We start from the raw sequence: 15509 nt of genomic DNA, 5'->3' as shown, positions 1-15509 counted from the left end.
TTAAGAGATTACCGCCGGTTCAAGAGACTGGAGTGTGGGCGTGCCGTCGAGGCGCAGCTCAGCCTCAATGCCCAAAGGCAACGTCACGTTGCCGCGCGAGACATGCCCGGAGCGCAGCCCGAAGGCGATGGGCACATTGAAGCCCGAGAGGACGTCGAGGATGACGCGCTCGACGAGATCGGGCTCAGTGTTGGGGGAGACGCAGCCGAGCATTTCGCCAAAGATGAAGCCGCGCACACCGCGAAATTTGCCCGCGAGCATCATCTGCCGCAGCATGCGATCGATGCGGTATGGGCGCTCCTCAACGTCTTCGAGAAACAGCAGCTTGCCCTCGGTCGCGGGCTCATAGGGGGTGCCGAGCGCGGAGGTGAGAATGCTGAGGCAGCCGCCGTAGAGGGTGCCGCGCACGCTTCCCTGCCCTGCGGGCACGCGCAGGGGGCGCAGGCCGTGCTCTGGGCCTGCCTGCACGAGGCCGCCGCTGGTGGCCGCGGTGAAGCTGGCTTCATCGACGCCGCCTTCGCGGTCAAAGTCACCGGCAACGAGCGGGCCGTGAAAGGCGACCAGGCCAAGCTGGTCGAGCAGGTACGTCTGCAGCGTGGTGGTGTCGCTGTAGCCCAGGAAGATTTTGGGATGCTGGCGCAACTGCTCCAGAGGCAGGCCGGGCAGCAGGTAGTTCGATCCGTAACCGCCACGGAGACTAAATATCGCATCCACGCCGGGCGAGAGAAATGCGGAGGTGAACTCGTGCAGGCGGTCTGCGGCAGGAGCGGAAAAATAGGGCGCGTGCTTGCGGTAGGCGTTCGGGCCGGGCTGCACGGTGAAGCCGCGCTGGCGCAGGTTTTCAATGCCCGCGTCCGTTCTCTCAGGCCGGGCGCTGCTGGCGGGCGCGGCCACGATGATGCGCGCGCCGGGGCGCAGTGCCCGGGGCTTGAGGACAGCGGCGCGGTCAGCCAACGAAGGCCTCGCCCTGGCAGATGAGTTCGGCGGGGCCGGTGAGCGTGATCTCGGCGCCCTGGCCAGCCCACTCGACGCGCTGCTCGCCGCCCTCGGCGATGACGCGCAGGGGAGACGCGGCGCGTGCGGCGGCGATGGTGGCTGCGGCGCTGGCGCAGGTTCCTGTGCCGGAGGAGGTGGTGGGGCCGACGCCGCGCTCGTAGATGCGGATGGCGACGGTATTTGTATCGATGAAGTGTACAAATTCGACGTTGGTCTGCGCGGGGAAGTCAGGGTGGAAGCAGATGGCCTTGCCGATCTCGCGCCAGTCGTGGCCCTGAACGGTGAAATCGCCGCTTTGCACTTCAATCACGAAGTGGGGATTGCCGGTGTGGACAACGGAGCCCTCGACCGTGATGCCCTGCGGCAGCTTGACCATGCCGTGGCGCACGGTGGGCACGCCCATGCCGGTGGCCATGAGAAATTTTGCGCCGTCCGCGCTCACGACGCGGCAGGCGCGCGCGCCGGCGTCGGTGGTGAGCGTGATCGTATCGCCGGGCCGGGCATGGCTCTCGTGGGCCATCCAGGCGGCGACGCAGCGCGTGCCGTTGCCGGAAATTTCTGCAATGGAGCCGTCGGCGTTCACCAGGCGAATGGTACCGCTGTGAGGCCCGGTCTTCTCAAGAAACTCGACGCCATCAGCGCCCACACCGGTGTGGCGCTGGCAGAGTGCAATGGCGAGCGCGGCGTCGGCCTTGCCTTCCACAATCAAAAAGTCATTGCCACAGGCATCGGCTTTTACAAACTGCATCAATCGTTCTCCACATCTGCAAAGGTATGCACTTCGTCGACGGCCTGCGCGCCTTGCAGCGCGTGCAGCATGCGCTGGTGCCCGCGAGTGGTGGCCGCCAGATGAAAGGTGAGCCGGTAGAGGTCGCCGATGTTCGCTTCGTCGGCGCCGTGAAAGGGCTTCTTCTCGTGATCCATGGCGCGCAGCACGGCCAGATTGAGTTGCAGCGCGTCACGCCCGCGCACCTCATAAAGGCGCGAATAAAGCTTCAAGTTGGCCTTGCGCTCGAGCAGGCCAATGCCTTCGAGCACCAGCAGCACGAGCGCGGTGGCAAATGCGGCGGGCAGGTAAAGTCCCGCGCCGCAGCACATGCCGATGGAGGCCACGGCCCATACGGTGGCCGCGCCGGTGAGTCCGCTGATGCGGTCGCGATTGTGCAGGATGAGCCCGGCGCCAAGGAAGCCGATGCCCTGCACGATATTCGATGCGATCTGCGCGCGATTGGCGGAGTCACCCGCGATGAGCGCCGAGAGGAAGGTAAAGAGTGCAGCTCCAAAACAGATGAGCACATTGGTGCGCACGCCGGAGGCGTGGTGATGCCATTCGCGATCCAGGCCCACCACACTGCCCAGCGCCGCGGCCAGCAGCAACCGGCCCGCCACATCGCGGGTGAAGGCGATCTGCTGCAGGTGGTTGAAGTCCATCGCGACTGAGTTCTGAAGCATCATCAGTGCCACATTTTCGTGATGATGCTACCATCCAGACCCACGCGTGTTGAACGGTAAATGTGAACGCAGGGCTGGCCGGTGGAGCAGACGACCATCAGGCTCTTGAGCGCGCCGGGGTGGGCGGCCAGTTCGCGCTGCACGGCTTTTCGCACGGGGCCACCATCTTCGGCAATGACAAAGGGCGCGGCCAGCGCGGGCTCCTGAAGCGCTTTTTGCCAGGCCGTGCCGTCGCTCTCATTGATGGTGCGGCGCAGCGGAATGGCTGCACGCTCGAAGGCTCCCACGTGGTCAGAGGTGTAGGCCAGGATGGTTCCGTAAGGCGGCAACTGGTTGAGAGCGCGTGCATAGGCCAGCTCAAAAGGAATGCGCGTGCGCGCATTGACCTCGGCCTCTTTCAAAACAAGCGGCGTGGCGCGCATCTCGGCGGAGGCATCGACGATAGCAAGGCAAATGGCGGCCAGGGCAACCAGAGGTGCGAGCGCGGGGCGCTTCCGCTCAAGCGCGATCATGGCCGCGCCCGCGAGAAAGGCGAGGAAGAGCGCGTAGGCCGGGAGCATCTCCATACCGTAGCGGGTGTTGTACCAGGAGTTCGGACCCCAGACGGGCATGAAGATGGGCACCGAACTGTACGCGACAGCCCAGGCATAAAAAGGCACCGGCATCCAGAGCAGCACGAGCGCGGGCATCAACTGCTTGCGGCGCCACAGGTAGATGGCGGCGAGCGTGCCGACAACCGCCAGCCAGAAGAGCACCCAGGTGAAGAGATCGGGCACCATGCCGAGCGTGGAGCACTTGAGGTAGTAGAGGTTGGCGATCCAGGGATTGTGCCAGCCCGGATAATGATGCGCGCCCGGCGGCGTGGTGCGCAGCTCAATGGCGTGCGCCGAATATGGCCCCCGCATGAAGTAGAGCCAGTCGCCGAATTGATGGGAGTTCCAGAGAAACCAGAGGAAGGGCGATGCGCCGAGCAGCGCGGTCATCATGAGAAATGCGCCGCCCGCGCGAGTCTTCCATGCCTTGGCGCGCGCCATGACCACGCAGACGACGATCCATGCGAGGAAGGCGAGAATCCAGCCGTCGTAGCGGGTGAAGACCGCGCCCATGAAGACAAGCGTGGCCCAGCAGATGCGGCGCGCGGCGAAGGGGAAATCTTTTTGAACGAGAGCGCGGTGCGCCTCCGCCACAAAAAGAATGCCCGAGATCATGAGCGCGAGGTAGACGGGCTCGCCCATGGCCGTGGTCTGCATATAGAGCAGCCCCGGATTGAGCCCGTAGAACAGCACTGCCACCACGGCCGCCATGGGCCGCAGCCACAGACGCGCCAGGCGGTAGAGCGCCATGACGCTGAGAATGTAACAGCACATGGATGGAATAGCTCCGGCCATGCCGTTTTGCCACCAGCTCATCTTCATGGCGAAGGGCGCCATGAGCAAATGCGGAAACGGAAGCCACACGGAGCCGAGCTGGCGGATGCCGGGATCGAGCGAATCAGTCAGCCGCCGCGCGATGCCCAGGTGCGCGACCGCATCGCCATAGAGCAGCATCATGCCGCGCGGAAAGCAGTAGGCAAAGGCCAGCACCGAGGCCAGCGCGGCGAGCAGGCCGACGAACATCGTCTCCTGCCGGAGCTGCGCCTCGGGGGTGATCTCAGTCGAGGTGCGAGATTTGGCGGAAGATGGCAAACCGTTCCTCAATTTCGCGCGGATCGAGCTGCGCCAGCCGTTCGGTGCCGAAGCGCTCGACAGCAAATGAACCCATCACGCCGCCGTAGAAGAGCGCGCGCTTGAAGACCTCGGGCGTCAGCCTGGGCTGCGAGGCGATGTAGCCGTAGAAGCCGCCGGCAAAGGAGTCGCCGGCTCCGGTCGGGTCAACCACATTGGCCAGGGGCAGCGCGGGCGCGCGGAACGGAACGGCGATGTGCTGCTGGTGCTCCTCAGGGAAAGACTGCTTGCTGAAGAAGGCGGTCGCGCCGTATTCGCCATGCTTGATGACCAGCGTCTTCGGCCCCTGGGCCAGCACGTTGTGCGCGGCGCGGACGATGTTATCGTCATTGCCGAGCAGCCTTGCTTCGGTGTCATTGATGAGCAGCACGTCCAGCTCAGACAGCACGCGAGCCAGATTTTCGGCATGGCCGTTGATCCAGTAATTCATGGTGTCGCCGCAGACCATGCGCACGTCAGGCATCTTGCCGCGCACCTCAGCCTGCAGCACCGGATCGATGTTGGCGAGGAAGAGATACTCCGAATCCATGTACTCGGCCGGGATGCGCGGCGAGAAGCTGGAGAAGACATTGAGCTCAGTGGCGCGCGTCTGGGCCTCGTTGAGGTTGCCCTCGTAAGAGCCGCTCCAGAAGAAGCTCTTGCCGGCCGCGTGATCGATGCCGCGTGTGTCAATGCCGCGACGGGTGAGCACAGCCTCGTTTTCGGGCGTGAAATCCTCGCCCACCACAGCAATCACGCGCACGGGCGTGAAGAAGCTGGCGGCGAGCGCAAAGTGGGTGGCTGCCCCGCCCAGGCAGCGCTCGGCGCGGCCCGCGGGGCTCTCAATGGTGTCGAATGCAACACTGCCTACAACCAGAATCGACATGCGGGAATTCCTCAGTTCTCTCGTCAGGGGGATAAAACGCCGCTACGGCAGCACGCGATCGAGCAGCAGCGCCAATTTGGCGCGCGTGGCCTGCGGAATCGCATCGGGGCTGGTCATGACGGCGTGCGTCAGCGCGGTCTTGCAGGCACAGGTGCGCTCGGTGGGCAGCTGCTGCACGGCGGTGCGAATGACGCGGCTTGCGTTGGCCGTGTTCTGATGAATCACGGCGACGATCTGGTCCACGGTCACGTCGTCGTGGCCCTCACGCCAGCAGTCATAGTCGGTGACCATGGCGAGGGTGGCATAGCAAATCTCGGCCTCGCGGGCGAGCTTGGCCTCCTGCAAATTGGTCATGCCGATCACGTCGGCGCCCCAACTACGATAGAGGTTGGACTCGGCGCGCGTGGAGAACTGCGGGCCCTCCATACAGACATAGGTGCCGCCCTGCTTGCCCACAACCTTCTCGGCCGTGCAACCGGCTTCGAGCGCCTGGCGCACGTTGGCGCAGACGGGGTCGCCAAACGCGACGTGCGCGACGATGCCCTCGCCAAAGAAGGTGGATTCGCGATGGAAGGTGCGGTCAATGAACTGGTCGGGAATCACAAAGTCGGTGGGCTTGTGCTCTTCCTTGAGCGAGCCGACGGCCGAGACCGAGAGAATCTGCTCGACGCCGATCTGCTTCATCGCGTAGATGTTGGCGCGAAAGTTCAGCTCAGAAGGCAGCAGGCGGTGCCCGCGCCCGTGGCGCGCCAGAAAGGCCACCTTGCGGCCTTCAAGGTCGCCCAGCACCAGCGGATCGCTGGGCTTGCCGAAGGGCGTGTCCACGCTCAGTTCACGTACGTTGCTCAAACCCGGCATGGCATAAAGCCCGCTGCCGCCGATGATGCCGATCTCTGCCTGTTGCAAAGGGGGATCTCCCAGACGAATTTTGGAACAGAAAAGCCAGTATAAATGCCGGGAGGGATTGAGTTTCCGCCCTCCCGGCAGGGTTGTTATGAGCGCGGCCGGTCAGTGCTGCCGCGACGACGCTGCGTGACGGGCCAACTGCTTTGCGAGGAGCTGTGCGGCGGGCAGTTCCATACTCAGCACGGCATCGGCGGGCAGCAGTTGTTGCAAGCCCCCGGTGAGGTCAGCATAAGCGTGCGGCGCAGGGTGGAGCGCGGCCACTTCTCCGCCGGAGACGGCGGGATTCGACGCCAGCATGAGCCCTTCGATCCTGCGGGCCAGGGGCAGCGGAAAGCTCTCGCTCACGTAGACTTCGCGGCCCTCGGGCACGATCATCATCGGCCCCTCGGTGGTGGTGTAAATGCGGGCGCCGGAAGCATCGTCCGCGAGCTGGCGCTCGGCCCCGGGATAGAGTTTGCGCAGCTCCTGCTCGTAGTTTTTTGCAAAGAGCGCGGCCGCGCCGGGCGTCTTCCAGCGTGACAGGTACACCATGGCCACGTCAGCGGTGGTCACGGGGGTGGAAGAATGCTTCTTTTGCGCCACGTAGTAGATGCCTCCATCCCATTGCGAAGCAAGCCGGCTGGCCACGGCATCGCTGGCGGTGAGCTGCATGAGCATGCGCACGTCCAGCTCGCCCATCACGCCCACGTCATACGGCTTGTAGTGGGCGCGGATGAGCGGATGAATGTCGGGCATGGTGAGCACCGGCACCTTCGCATGGTGCTCGTAGGCGGCGGGGTTCATGATCTGGTAGCTGCTCGACGGCGGATGATTCAACGCGCCGGCGAACGCGCCCTGCTTGCCCTCATCGCGCAGCAATGAGATTTCAAATTTGAGCCCCTCGCGATAGGGAAAAATCAGCGACTCGCGCAGCACCCGCGGCGCGCTGGCCATGACGGGCGAGCCGGAGGTGTCGGCTGTCATCTCGTCGATGTGGCTCAGGATGAAGTCGGGATTCATGGAGATGCTGGCCCCATGCGGCGCGAGCGCATAGTCAATGAAGGCGACCATGGCCTGGCCCTCCAGCACGGCTTCGCGAGCCGTATCGGCCTCGTCGAGCTGGATGTGCCGGTTGTCTTCGGCCACGTTGTGCGAGATGCCGTTGAGCGAAACGCCGCTCCACTTGGAAAGAGAGACGTGGGACTGCGAGATGTACTGGTCCTGCAGGGCGTGCGTCAGCTCGTGCGCGAGGACAGGCTTCTGCTCGTCGGGGTCGATCCAGTCGAGCAGGTAAACGGTCCTGGTCTTGCTGTCGTAGTAGCCGGCGATCTGCTCCTTGAGCAGCTTGATCAGGAATGGCCCGAGGTCAAAGTCGCGCGGCAGCAGACCAAACTTTTTCAGTTCAACGGCGGAGCGCTGCATGCGGCGCTCGTCTTTGCCGTTGCGCATTTTGGAGTCGAGATACTTTTCGACGGCCGCCCGCGTGGTGAGCTGGCGCTTCACCGGATGCCGGATGGGCAGGCCCGTGTCTTTGGAGTCGAACTGCATGATCTGATCGACGGAGGCAAAGAGCTCTTTGGCCTGGGCGGGAGTGATGATCTTGTCTTTTTTTGCCGTGGATTTGGCCGGGGGGGTGGCTGCAGATTGGGCTGCAGGTTGGGCCGGGGCCTGAGCAGGGGCAGCCTTCGCCGCAGCGGCCGCCTTCTGTTGCGCCGCTGGTTTGGCCGCCGGAGCCGGACCGAAGGCCGAGCAGGGATCGGGCTGCGCACTGGCCGGCTTGGCGGCAGGAGGCTCCAGAGTCTGCGCCGCCGCCGTGGCGGGAAGCGTTGAGAGCGCGCTCGCGGCGAGCACAGCGGTGGCAAAAAAAAGGCGAGGTCGAAGATTCATCCCGTGATGTCCTGTGAAATGCGTAATTTGCGTGTGAATCGGGCGCGAAGCGGGTGTGGTAGCGGGGGGGCGGCCCGATATAATCGAGTGTGAGTCAAGGAATGGTAGATACCCCTGCAGCGATCTCCCCGCTCGCTTTGCATCTGGCGGAAAAGTACCCCGGAGCCGAATGGTCTTCTGATCAGGCTCAGGGAAGTGGCCGCGCCATCGTGCGCCGGTTTGGCGATGCCGCGCAGGAGCTGCACGCATTGCTCAGCACCGCGGCGGTTTTTGATCTGGCGCATCGCAGCCTGCTTTCGATTCGCGGCGGCGACCAGCAGCGCTGGCTGAACGGCATGATCACCAACACGATCAAGGATCTGCCTGCCGGCCACTCGAACTACAGCTATGTGCTCAATGCGCAGGGCAGAATTCTGGGCGACCTGACGGCCTGCCGCTTTCCCGATCATATCCTGCTGGTGACCGATGAGACGCAGGTGGCGGGGCTGGCGGAGCATTTCGATCATTTCATCATCATGGACGATGTGGAGCTCGAAAAGGTGCAGGGACGCGCCGCCATCGGTTTGGCCGGACCGGAAGCCGCGCTGCTGCTGGAACGTGCCGGACTGCCGCTGCCGGAGGGTCCGCTGACCTTTGTGGATGCGCCGGATCTGGGCTCGCAGCCCGTTCTTATCCTGCAGGAGTATGGGCCGGTGGTGCCCCGCTTCACGCTCTGGATGGCCGAGGCCGACGCGCCTGCCTTCTGGGACCGGCTCGCAGTGGCCGGGATGATGCCCGCAGGTGCGGACGCGCTCGAGATGCTGCGCCTGCTCGAAGGCGTACCGCAGTATGGCGTGGACTTCAGCGAGAAATATCTGCCGCAGGAAGTGGACGGCAGCCGTCCCCTGCACTTTAACAAGGGCTGCTATCTGGGGCAGGAGATTGTGGAGCGCATTCGCTCGCGCGCGACCGTGCATCGGCAGTTGCGCGTGGTGGAGCTGACCGGCACGCTGCCCGCTTTGCCCGCGCCCGTAGAGGTTGGCGAGGCACAGGCGATTGGCGAAATCACCAGTGCGGCGGCGCTGCCCGGCGGCCCGCGCCTGCTGGGGCTGGCCATGCTGCGCAACGAGGCTATGGAGCGCCAGCAGACATTGACCTATGAAGGAGGCACGCTGCGCGCGCTTGACGCCGCGGCGCTGACTGCACTTCGCACTGAAATTCTTTCATCGGCAGCACAACAGCTTTCCCCGGCGGCGCAGCATCCGGCGAAGTGATCTGGACCGGAAGACAGGCCGCGCCATCAGGCTTGGAGATTAAGCGTGGAGCCAGAGGCTCACGCGGAGAGACGAGACATGGACGAGAAACCACCCGCATTTACCGTGACTGACCGCCGCAAGTTCACCTTTGACGGTGACCTGCGCGACGGCGAAACCACCGCGAGCCCGAGCGAAGCCGCGAAGACCCTCGAGCCGCAGGCAGTAGCTCCTGAATCCGCGCCGGAGGCTGCTCCCAAAGCCGCCAAGGTGGTCAGCATGCCGCGCCGCGAGCCCGAGCCGGAAGCGGCCGCAACCCCGGAGCCTGTGGTGGCACATACAGATGCCGCTGCGGAAGCCGCGACGGAAGAAGACCAGCCCGCGCCAATTACCGCAGAGGAGTCCGCCGAGCAGCATGCGGCGTATCAAGCCTCATCGCAGCAGCTCGATGACATGCTCAAGCAGGCCAATCCCGGCATGCAGGCGAGCGGCCCGGTGACGTTTGATCATGTGGTGCAGTCGATCTATCTCTCGGCCATGATCGCCATGGGTGCGGGTACCGAGCCGGGGCAGAAGCCGCGCATTGATATTCTTGGCGCGCGCCAGAGCATTGACATGCTCAGCGTGCTGCAGGAGAAGACCAAAGGCAACCTGAGCGAGCGCGAGCAGACGCTGCTGCAGAGCGCGCTCTTTGAGCTGCGCATGATGTTCCTGGAGATCACCAACGCCATCTCCAAGGCCGCGCACCAGCCGCCTCCGGGGCAGAAGTAGGCTCCGCAGCCGGCATGCAGGCAGAGATCGTCATTCTCGGCAGCGGCACCTCCATGGGGGTGCCCACGCTCGGCTGCACCTGCGCGGTGTGCACCTCGACCGACCCGCGCAATCGCCGCATGCGGCCCTCCATTGCCGTGGAGTGGCAGTGGGAGGGTGCGCCGCGCCGCGTGCTCATCGACACGGGGCCGGACTTTCGCGAGCAGGCCCTGCGCTCCGGAGTACACCACGTGGACGCGGTGTTTTATACGCATCCGCATGCCGACCACATTCTGGGGCTGGACGATCTGCGCCCGCTGAGCTTTCGCCACAGGCCGAATTATCTGCCGCTTTACGCCGACGCCAACACCGCGCGCATTCTGGAGCGCGTGTTTGAGTACACCTTTTCGCCCGCGTCGCAGTATCCCACTCGCGCGCGCGTCCAACTCTTCCCCATTGACGGGCACGACACCACGCAGGTGGCGGGAGCCGCCTTTCAGCGCGTACCGCTGCAGCATGGCAACGTGGAGGTCTCCGGCTTTCGCTTTGGCAACGCTGCCTATCTGACGGACATGAAGAGCATTCCTGACGCAAGCCTGCCGCTGCTTGAGGGGCTCGATGTCATGATTCTCGACGCGCTGCGGCCGCAGGAGCACCCGAGCCACGCCAACCTTGAGGAAGCGCTGCATTGGGTAGAGGTGGTGAAGCCGCGCCAGGCGTGGTTCACGCATATGTCGCACGAGATTGATCACGAGGCGACTGAAGCCACTTTTCCGCCGCATGTGCGGCTGTCCTACGACGGATTGCGCATCCCCATTGAAATCTGACATGCAAGTTTTCCGCTCACTCGACGAAATTCCCGCCGCGCTTGGCCCCACCGTGGCCGCCATCGGCAACTTTGACGGCGTGCATCGCGGACACCAGGCCATCATCGCCGATGTGCGCGCCCGCGCCGCCGCGCTGCAGGCAGCCTCGGTGGCGGTGACGTTTGATCCTCACCCGGTGCGCCTGCTGCGGCCCGAGGCCGCGCCGAGACTCATCACTCCGCTGCCGGAACGGCTTGATTTGCTGGCTGCCACGGGTCTCGATGCCACGCTGGTGCTGCCCTTCACACGGGAGTTTTCGCAGACCCCGGCCCGCGACTTTGCCGAGCGCGTGCTGGCGCGCGGACTGCACGCCGTGGAGGTGCATGAAGGCGACAGCTTCCGCTTTGGGCGCGGCGCCGAAGCCGGCACGCCGGAGCTGGTGGAGTTCGGCAAGGAGATGGGCTTTGCCGTGTATGGGCATCGCGTGTTGACCGTGCGGGGGGTGCCGGTCTCAAGCAGCGAAGTGCGCCGCCGCATCGCGGCCGGCGAAATGGGCATGGCGCGGGCGCTGCTGGGCCGCGCGTTTTCCGTCTGCTCCACGCAGGAGCGCGGACGCGGCATCGGCAGCCGGCTGCTGGTGCCGACCATCAATCTGGCCGCGTATGACGAGCTGGTTCCGGCGCATGGCGTGTATGTGACGCGCGTGCGCATCGGCGCGGGCGCGGCGAAGCGCAGCTTTCGCGCGGTGACCAACTGCGGCGTGCGCCCCACCTTTGGCGTGGAGCGCTTTGCGATTGAGTCGTATCTGCTGGGCTGGAATCCGGAAGCGGACCCGGTCGAAATCACGCCGGAGACGCCGGTGGAAGTCTGCTTTCTGCAAAGGCTGCGCGACGAGCAGGCCTTCCCTTCCCCAGAGGCGCTGAAGGCGCAGATCATGCGCGACGTGGCGAAGGCCGAACACTACCACCGGCTGGCGGAGCGGCTGGGCTGACGGCCTGCTGCTGCGAAGCGAAACATGCTGCCGCGCGTGCGAGCGGCGTTAAAGCAGTTTAGGAAATGGTGTAGCTCGAAGCCTCCGCCGCCAAGTCGTCGCGACCAACAGCGAGCGACGACCCAGGAAACCGCAGGAAAGTTCACAGTATTTCCTAAACTGCTCTACCCCTCGAGCATGCGGGTGAGCCGGTCGGGGTCAAAGCCGATCATCACCTCTTCGCCGACCACCAGCGTGGGCGTGGAGCGGCTGTCGAGCGCGAGCAACTCCTGCAAAGCCGCGGGGTCGGCCTGCACGTCCTTGTATTCAAACGGCACGTTGCGCGATTGCAGAAAGGCCTTGGCCGCGAAACACGGCGGGCATCCGGGTTGACTATAAAGCGTGACCTTTTTCATGGCTTTTGTTTGGATTCACCGCGAGAGCGCCGGATGCAAGAGAAATGTCAGAGGTAGCGCTGCTCGAGAGCCTCAAGATGCGCTTTGACGGCGGGCCACTCCCCGGCCGTGATGGAGTAGCGGGCCGAGTCGCGCACGGTGAGATCTGAGCCTATCTTGTGCGCGCGCAAAATACCCTCAAGCTTTGCGCCCATGCGCTCCATGGCGCGGCGCGAGCGCTCGTTGCGCACATCGGTGTGCAGACACACGCGCAGCACCTGCCAGTGCTCAAAGGCGTGGGTGAGCAGCAGCTTCTTCGCCTCAGTGTTGACTGCGGTGCGCACCGCGCTCGGGGCATACCAGGTGTAGCCGATTTCGCACGCGTCCGGCGTCGCACGCCCATGCAGTGGATGGCCGGGGGGCCATGCCCAATGCTCCAGTTGATAGAAGCGCGTTGAGCCAATCACTTCCTCGCTGTCGGCGCGCAGCACGGCAAAGGGGAAGGCCGTGCCGGCTTCGCGCCAGGCGAGCGCCGTCTGCACATACTCTGTCATGCCGGCGTGCGTCTGCGGAACCACCGTCATCGCATACAGCGCAGGATCGGCCGCGGCGGCTGCCAGCAGCCCCGGCACATGGTCGAGCGTGAGCGGCTCGAGCCAGACATGCCGGCCGTGCAATGAGAAAGTGTCTGATCCTATATCCGGTGAATCACTCTGCTGCATTCCGGTGACCGCCATAGCCACACCTCTACTGCAACCCGTTAACTCCGTATACCAAGAGCGGCTTTGCCATGAGCACATGCATGCTATCGAGCAGGACGCGACTCAAAGTAGCGCTTCATCTTCAGAAATCTGCTCTCGTAAAAGTAGAAGCTGGCAGCGGAGATACCCGTGCAAACTGCAAGAGCAAGAACAAAGTAGATGCTACCAGCGAATATGCGATTGTGGATTAAACCGTGAAGCGGAATGAAAAGGTACTTCTTGAGCACTTCCCGCAGCAGGTAGTGATAAATGTAAAAGCCATAGCTGATTTTTCCGTAGAAGCGCAGCGCCTTCCAATTCATCACCTTTGACCAAACAGATGCAACATCCTGCGCCCGAAGAATCAATGCTGCGCTTCCCGCGCCAGCCAAAGGAAAAACCACGGTGATCGGCAATAGTTTTTGATCAGGCAGCCCATGCAGAACGACGAATGCTGCAACCAGTCCAATGAGTGTCGCTGGCAACACGATCTTGGCGGCACGCTGACAGAAGTCGGGCCACCGCAGATTCGCGAGCGCGATAAACGCACCGGCTGAAATCGACTCCATGTGAGTCGGCAGAAGGTAGTACGCCGGGACGTTCCAATGACCGATTAATATCGCTATTTTCAGGCCAAGCGAAATGAAGAACAGCGCGACCAGCAGTCGCAATGCTGTAGTCAAACTTCGGCAGTTCCAAAGAACGAGCGGCCAGAGCAAATAAAACTGCTCTTCTACCGCGAGGGACCAAAAATGGCCCACAAGAAATGGACCGATGATGCCGTGATGCTGTGCCGCCAGATTCCCCAATAAAATAAGTACTCCAGGAATGCCACAGGGTTCCAACCCGCACCAGTGATGGCGCTATACAGCAGCAGGAATATCCATACGCCGTAATAAACGGGGAAGAGACGAAGTGCGCGCTTGGCGTAGAAATTCCGGACCCGATGCTCATCGTGCTTCGTTTTCCAGAGAATTCCAGTAATCAGATACCCAGAGAGAGCAAAGAAAATATCGACACCGATGTAGCCTGTCGACTTGATTCGCTGCATGAGCACCAGCACGGTAGAGTGCGCATGCTGGGTAAGATCTCCGTAGTGATCCAGGAAAACCAGCAGCACTGCCAGGCCACGGATTCCATCGAGTGCGCTGATGTGTGCCTTTGGCTTGATTTGCGTCTTCTCCGCCTGAGGGGAGAGATCTAATACATTGGCATTCATTTTTCTAAGCCGCTCTTTCGACATTGTTAGTCGACTGCCTGGGTCAGGCGAAATTGTTGACCATGCCTGCTGCGTCTGTAGACGTTAAGCCGCACAGCACTCTGCGCACCTATCCACCGTCCACATTACAGAACTATAAATTTTGCGGATTAATCTGAAGTCGAGTGATTACGTTCGACTTGAAAAGACTATATCACTCCTTCTCGTCAACTCCGGGAAAGGTTTCGCCGGGCATGCTGGCAGTGGGCCCGCCAAGTGAAAGCCGCGATTGAGGCATTGATTGCTCCACTCCCTCGCGTTTGCTCAAGCTGCCTGCTCCTGGGCTGGGCCCGCAGGTTCTTCAAATCGGCGTTTCATTCTAAGGAATGGCTTCTCATAAAACTGCAGGCTTAATGTGGCGATGAGCGTGCACACTGCGAGTGCCAGTGCAAAATAAGCAACGCCCGCAAGAAGATGACTTTTCAAGACATGGTGAATCGGCACATAGAGGACCTGCTTCAGAGGAATTTGCAACAGGTAGTGATAGACATACAGACCATAGCTGATCTTGCCGTAAAACCTGAGAACACGCAGGTTCATCAGCTTTGCCAGGAAAGCTCTGGAGTCCAACGAGCGCAGAAGCAACGAGACGCCAGCGATCGCAACCAGTGGGAGTGCCACCGTCAAGACACGGAGACTCGTATCAGCGAGCCCATGAAAGTAATTGAACGCAATTACCAAGGCAGGCACGGTCAAGACCAGTCCGGCCCGTGCGGCACGTTGGCAGGCATCCGGCCACTTCATGTATGCCAATGCGACAAACGCACCCGCGGCAAGAGGCTCCATATGGGTCGGCAAATAGTAGTAGGCGTGAATTTTCGGATCTACAAACAGGCACACCAGTTTGATCAACGCGGACAATCCGAACATTGCCGCAAGCAGCCTGAGCGCTGTATCCATGCGCCGGATATTCCATAAAACCAGAGGCCAGATGAGGTAAAACTGCTCTTCCACGGCGAGAGACCAGAAGTGGTCGATCATGAAAGGGCCGATTCTCAAATGGGTGGGTGCCGCATAGTTGCCGGCGTAGAAAAGATACTCCAGGAAAACACGCGGCTCCCAGCCGGTCGCGGTGATCGCGCTATACAGGAGCAGAAAAATCCAGACTCCGTAGTAAACAGGAAACAGGCGCAGGATGCGCTTCATGTAGAAGTTACGCGCACGATGCGTCTGCTGCCGGGTTCTCCAGAGAATGTTTGTAATCAGGAAGCCGGAGAGTACAAAGAACAGGTCCACCCCCATCCAGCCCGTCGATTTCAGATGCTCCGCGAGCATCACCATGGTGGAGTGTGAGTAGGCGTCGAGATTGCCATAATGATCGGCGAAGACCATCAGCACAGCCAGCCCTCGAATGCCATCCAGCGCGCCGATATGCGTGCGCGTTTCGTAATGCAACGCTCCCGGCGCAGTGCGCAATTCTTCAATTACAGCAGGCAATGATTTCCCTTGGAGTGTTCGAAGATATTTTTGTATGGCCATCAGCGACCCTTAAGACAGCGATGATGTCACAGACGTGGCTTTTTGGGGGGAGAGAGAAGCAGGTTTCAAG

General features: G+C 62.4%; 16 protein-coding genes. 4 read left to right on the top strand and 12 right to left on the bottom strand.

The features are described 5' to 3' along the window. From ACP_RS16065 to ACP_RS16035, 7 genes are all read right to left on the bottom strand, one after another. Complete coding sequence (locus tag ACP_RS16065) at nt 1–954, bottom strand: S66 peptidase family protein (protein ID WP_015898393.1); 954 nt, start codon at nt 952–954, stop codon at nt 1–3. Further along, nucleotides 947–1744: a diaminopimelate epimerase gene (gene dapF / locus ACP_RS16060; protein ID WP_015898392.1), complete on the bottom strand. Its 798-nt coding sequence runs from the start codon at nt 1742–1744 to the stop codon at nt 947–949. The genes ACP_RS16065 and dapF overlap by 8 nt, the downstream gene beginning before the upstream one ends. Next, complete coding sequence (locus ACP_RS16055) at nt 1744–2451, bottom strand: MgtC/SapB family protein (RefSeq protein ID WP_148215190.1); 708 nt, start codon at nt 2449–2451, stop codon at nt 1744–1746. The genes dapF and ACP_RS16055 overlap by 1 nt, the downstream gene beginning before the upstream one ends. After that, nucleotides 2451–4133, bottom strand: coding sequence for a hypothetical protein (locus ACP_RS16050; RefSeq protein ID WP_148215189.1), 1683 nt, complete (start codon nt 4131–4133; stop codon nt 2451–2453). The genes ACP_RS16055 and ACP_RS16050 overlap by 1 nt, the downstream gene beginning before the upstream one ends. After that, on the bottom strand, nt 4099–5037 hold the full coding sequence (locus ACP_RS16045; protein WP_015898389.1) for a PfkB family carbohydrate kinase: 939 nt from the start codon (nt 5035–5037) through the stop codon (nt 4099–4101). The genes ACP_RS16050 and ACP_RS16045 overlap by 35 nt, the downstream gene beginning before the upstream one ends. 42 nt (nt 5038–5079) lie before the next feature. Further along, complete coding sequence (gene mtnP, locus ACP_RS16040) at nt 5080–5943, bottom strand: S-methyl-5'-thioadenosine phosphorylase (RefSeq protein ID WP_015898388.1); 864 nt, start codon at nt 5941–5943, stop codon at nt 5080–5082. A 102-nt stretch (nt 5944–6045) separates the two neighbouring features. Further along, the gene (locus ACP_RS16035) at nt 6046–7809 is read right to left on the bottom strand and encodes a hypothetical protein (protein WP_015898387.1); all 1764 of its coding nucleotides are present in this window, start codon (nt 7807–7809) and stop codon (nt 6046–6048) included. Nucleotides 7810–7910: 101 nt separating this feature from the next. On the opposite strand from ACP_RS16035, the gene ygfZ reads away from it, so the two are divergent. The 4 genes from ygfZ (at nt 7911) to ribF (ending at nt 11588) form a co-directional block, all read left to right on the top strand. Next, nucleotides 7911–9062 (top strand): CAF17-like 4Fe-4S cluster assembly/insertion protein YgfZ, encoded by a 1152-nt coding sequence (gene ygfZ / locus ACP_RS16030; protein WP_083770647.1) that lies wholly within the window; start codon nt 7911–7913, stop codon nt 9060–9062. A gap of 78 nt (nt 9063–9140) precedes the next feature. Next, on the top strand, nt 9141–9812 hold the full coding sequence (locus ACP_RS18445; protein WP_015898385.1) for a DUF1844 domain-containing protein: 672 nt from the start codon (nt 9141–9143) through the stop codon (nt 9810–9812). 14 nt (nt 9813–9826) lie between these two features. After that, nucleotides 9827–10618: an MBL fold metallo-hydrolase gene (locus tag ACP_RS16020; protein ID WP_015898384.1), complete on the top strand. Its 792-nt coding sequence runs from the start codon at nt 9827–9829 to the stop codon at nt 10616–10618. 1 nt (nt 10619) lies between these two features. Continuing rightward, nucleotides 10620–11588: a bifunctional riboflavin kinase/FMN adenylyltransferase gene (gene ribF / locus ACP_RS16015; RefSeq protein ID WP_015898383.1), complete on the top strand. Its 969-nt coding sequence runs from the start codon at nt 10620–10622 to the stop codon at nt 11586–11588. Nucleotides 11589–11752: 164 nt separating this feature from the next. Here the strand turns inward: ribF and ACP_RS16010 are convergent, their stop codons facing one another. The 5 genes from ACP_RS16010 to ACP_RS17530 form a co-directional block, all read right to left on the bottom strand. Continuing rightward, nucleotides 11753–11983, bottom strand: coding sequence for a glutaredoxin family protein (locus ACP_RS16010; RefSeq protein ID WP_015898382.1), 231 nt, complete (start codon nt 11981–11983; stop codon nt 11753–11755). Between the two features lie 47 nt (nt 11984–12030). Continuing rightward, nucleotides 12031–12699, bottom strand: coding sequence for a GNAT family N-acetyltransferase (locus ACP_RS16005; RefSeq protein WP_238525589.1), 669 nt, complete (start codon nt 12697–12699; stop codon nt 12031–12033). A 68-nt stretch (nt 12700–12767) separates the two neighbouring features. Continuing rightward, nucleotides 12768–13463: an acyltransferase family protein gene (locus ACP_RS18720; protein ID WP_274426283.1), complete on the bottom strand. Its 696-nt coding sequence runs from the start codon at nt 13461–13463 to the stop codon at nt 12768–12770. Continuing rightward, nucleotides 13436–13921, bottom strand: a complete 486-nt coding sequence (locus ACP_RS18715; RefSeq protein WP_041839680.1) for an acyltransferase family protein — start codon at nt 13919–13921, stop codon at nt 13436–13438. Before ACP_RS18715 ends, ACP_RS18720 begins: the two co-directional genes overlap by 28 nt. 303 nt (nt 13922–14224) lie before the next feature. After that, a complete protein-coding gene (locus ACP_RS17530; protein WP_015898379.1) occupies nt 14225–15439 on the bottom strand; it encodes an acyltransferase family protein in 1215 nt (404 codons plus the stop codon). Nucleotides 15440–15509: the final 70 nt, after the last annotated feature.

Origin of the sequence: Acidobacterium capsulatum ATCC 51196, assembly GCF_000022565.1 — a bacterium.
GTDB lineage: Bacteria > Acidobacteriota > Terriglobia > Terriglobales > Acidobacteriaceae > Acidobacterium > Acidobacterium capsulatum.
This window is presented reverse-complemented; position numbering and strand designations above follow the sequence as displayed.

Coding starts and splice junctions, on each gene's coding strand:
- dapF (WP_015898392.1), bottom strand. CDS start 1,744: ATGCAGTTTGTAAAAGCCGATGCCTGTGGCAATGACTTTTTGATTGTG.
- ACP_RS16055 (WP_148215190.1), bottom strand. CDS start 2,451: ATGATGCTTCAGAACTCAGTCGCGATGGACTTCAACCACCTGCAGCAG.
- ACP_RS16045 (WP_015898389.1), bottom strand. CDS start 5,037: ATGTCGATTCTGGTTGTAGGCAGTGTTGCATTCGACACCATTGAGAGC.
- ACP_RS16035 (WP_015898387.1), bottom strand. CDS start 7,809: ATGAATCTTCGACCTCGCCTTTTTTTTGCCACCGCTGTGCTCGCCGCG.
- ygfZ (WP_083770647.1), top strand. CDS start 7,911: ATGGTAGATACCCCTGCAGCGATCTCCCCGCTCGCTTTGCATCTGGCG.
- ACP_RS18445 (WP_015898385.1), top strand. CDS start 9,141: ATGGACGAGAAACCACCCGCATTTACCGTGACTGACCGCCGCAAGTTC.
- ACP_RS16020 (WP_015898384.1), top strand. CDS start 9,827: ATGCAGGCAGAGATCGTCATTCTCGGCAGCGGCACCTCCATGGGGGTG.
- ribF (WP_015898383.1), top strand. CDS start 10,620: ATGCAAGTTTTCCGCTCACTCGACGAAATTCCCGCCGCGCTTGGCCCC.
- ACP_RS16010 (WP_015898382.1), bottom strand. CDS start 11,983: ATGAAAAAGGTCACGCTTTATAGTCAACCCGGATGCCCGCCGTGTTTC.
- ACP_RS16005 (WP_238525589.1), bottom strand. CDS start 12,699: ATGGCGGTCACCGGAATGCAGCAGAGTGATTCACCGGATATAGGATCA.
- ACP_RS18715 (WP_041839680.1), bottom strand. CDS start 13,921: ATGAATGCCAATGTATTAGATCTCTCCCCTCAGGCGGAGAAGACGCAA.
- ACP_RS17530 (WP_015898379.1), bottom strand. CDS start 15,439: ATGGCCATACAAAAATATCTTCGAACACTCCAAGGGAAATCATTGCCT.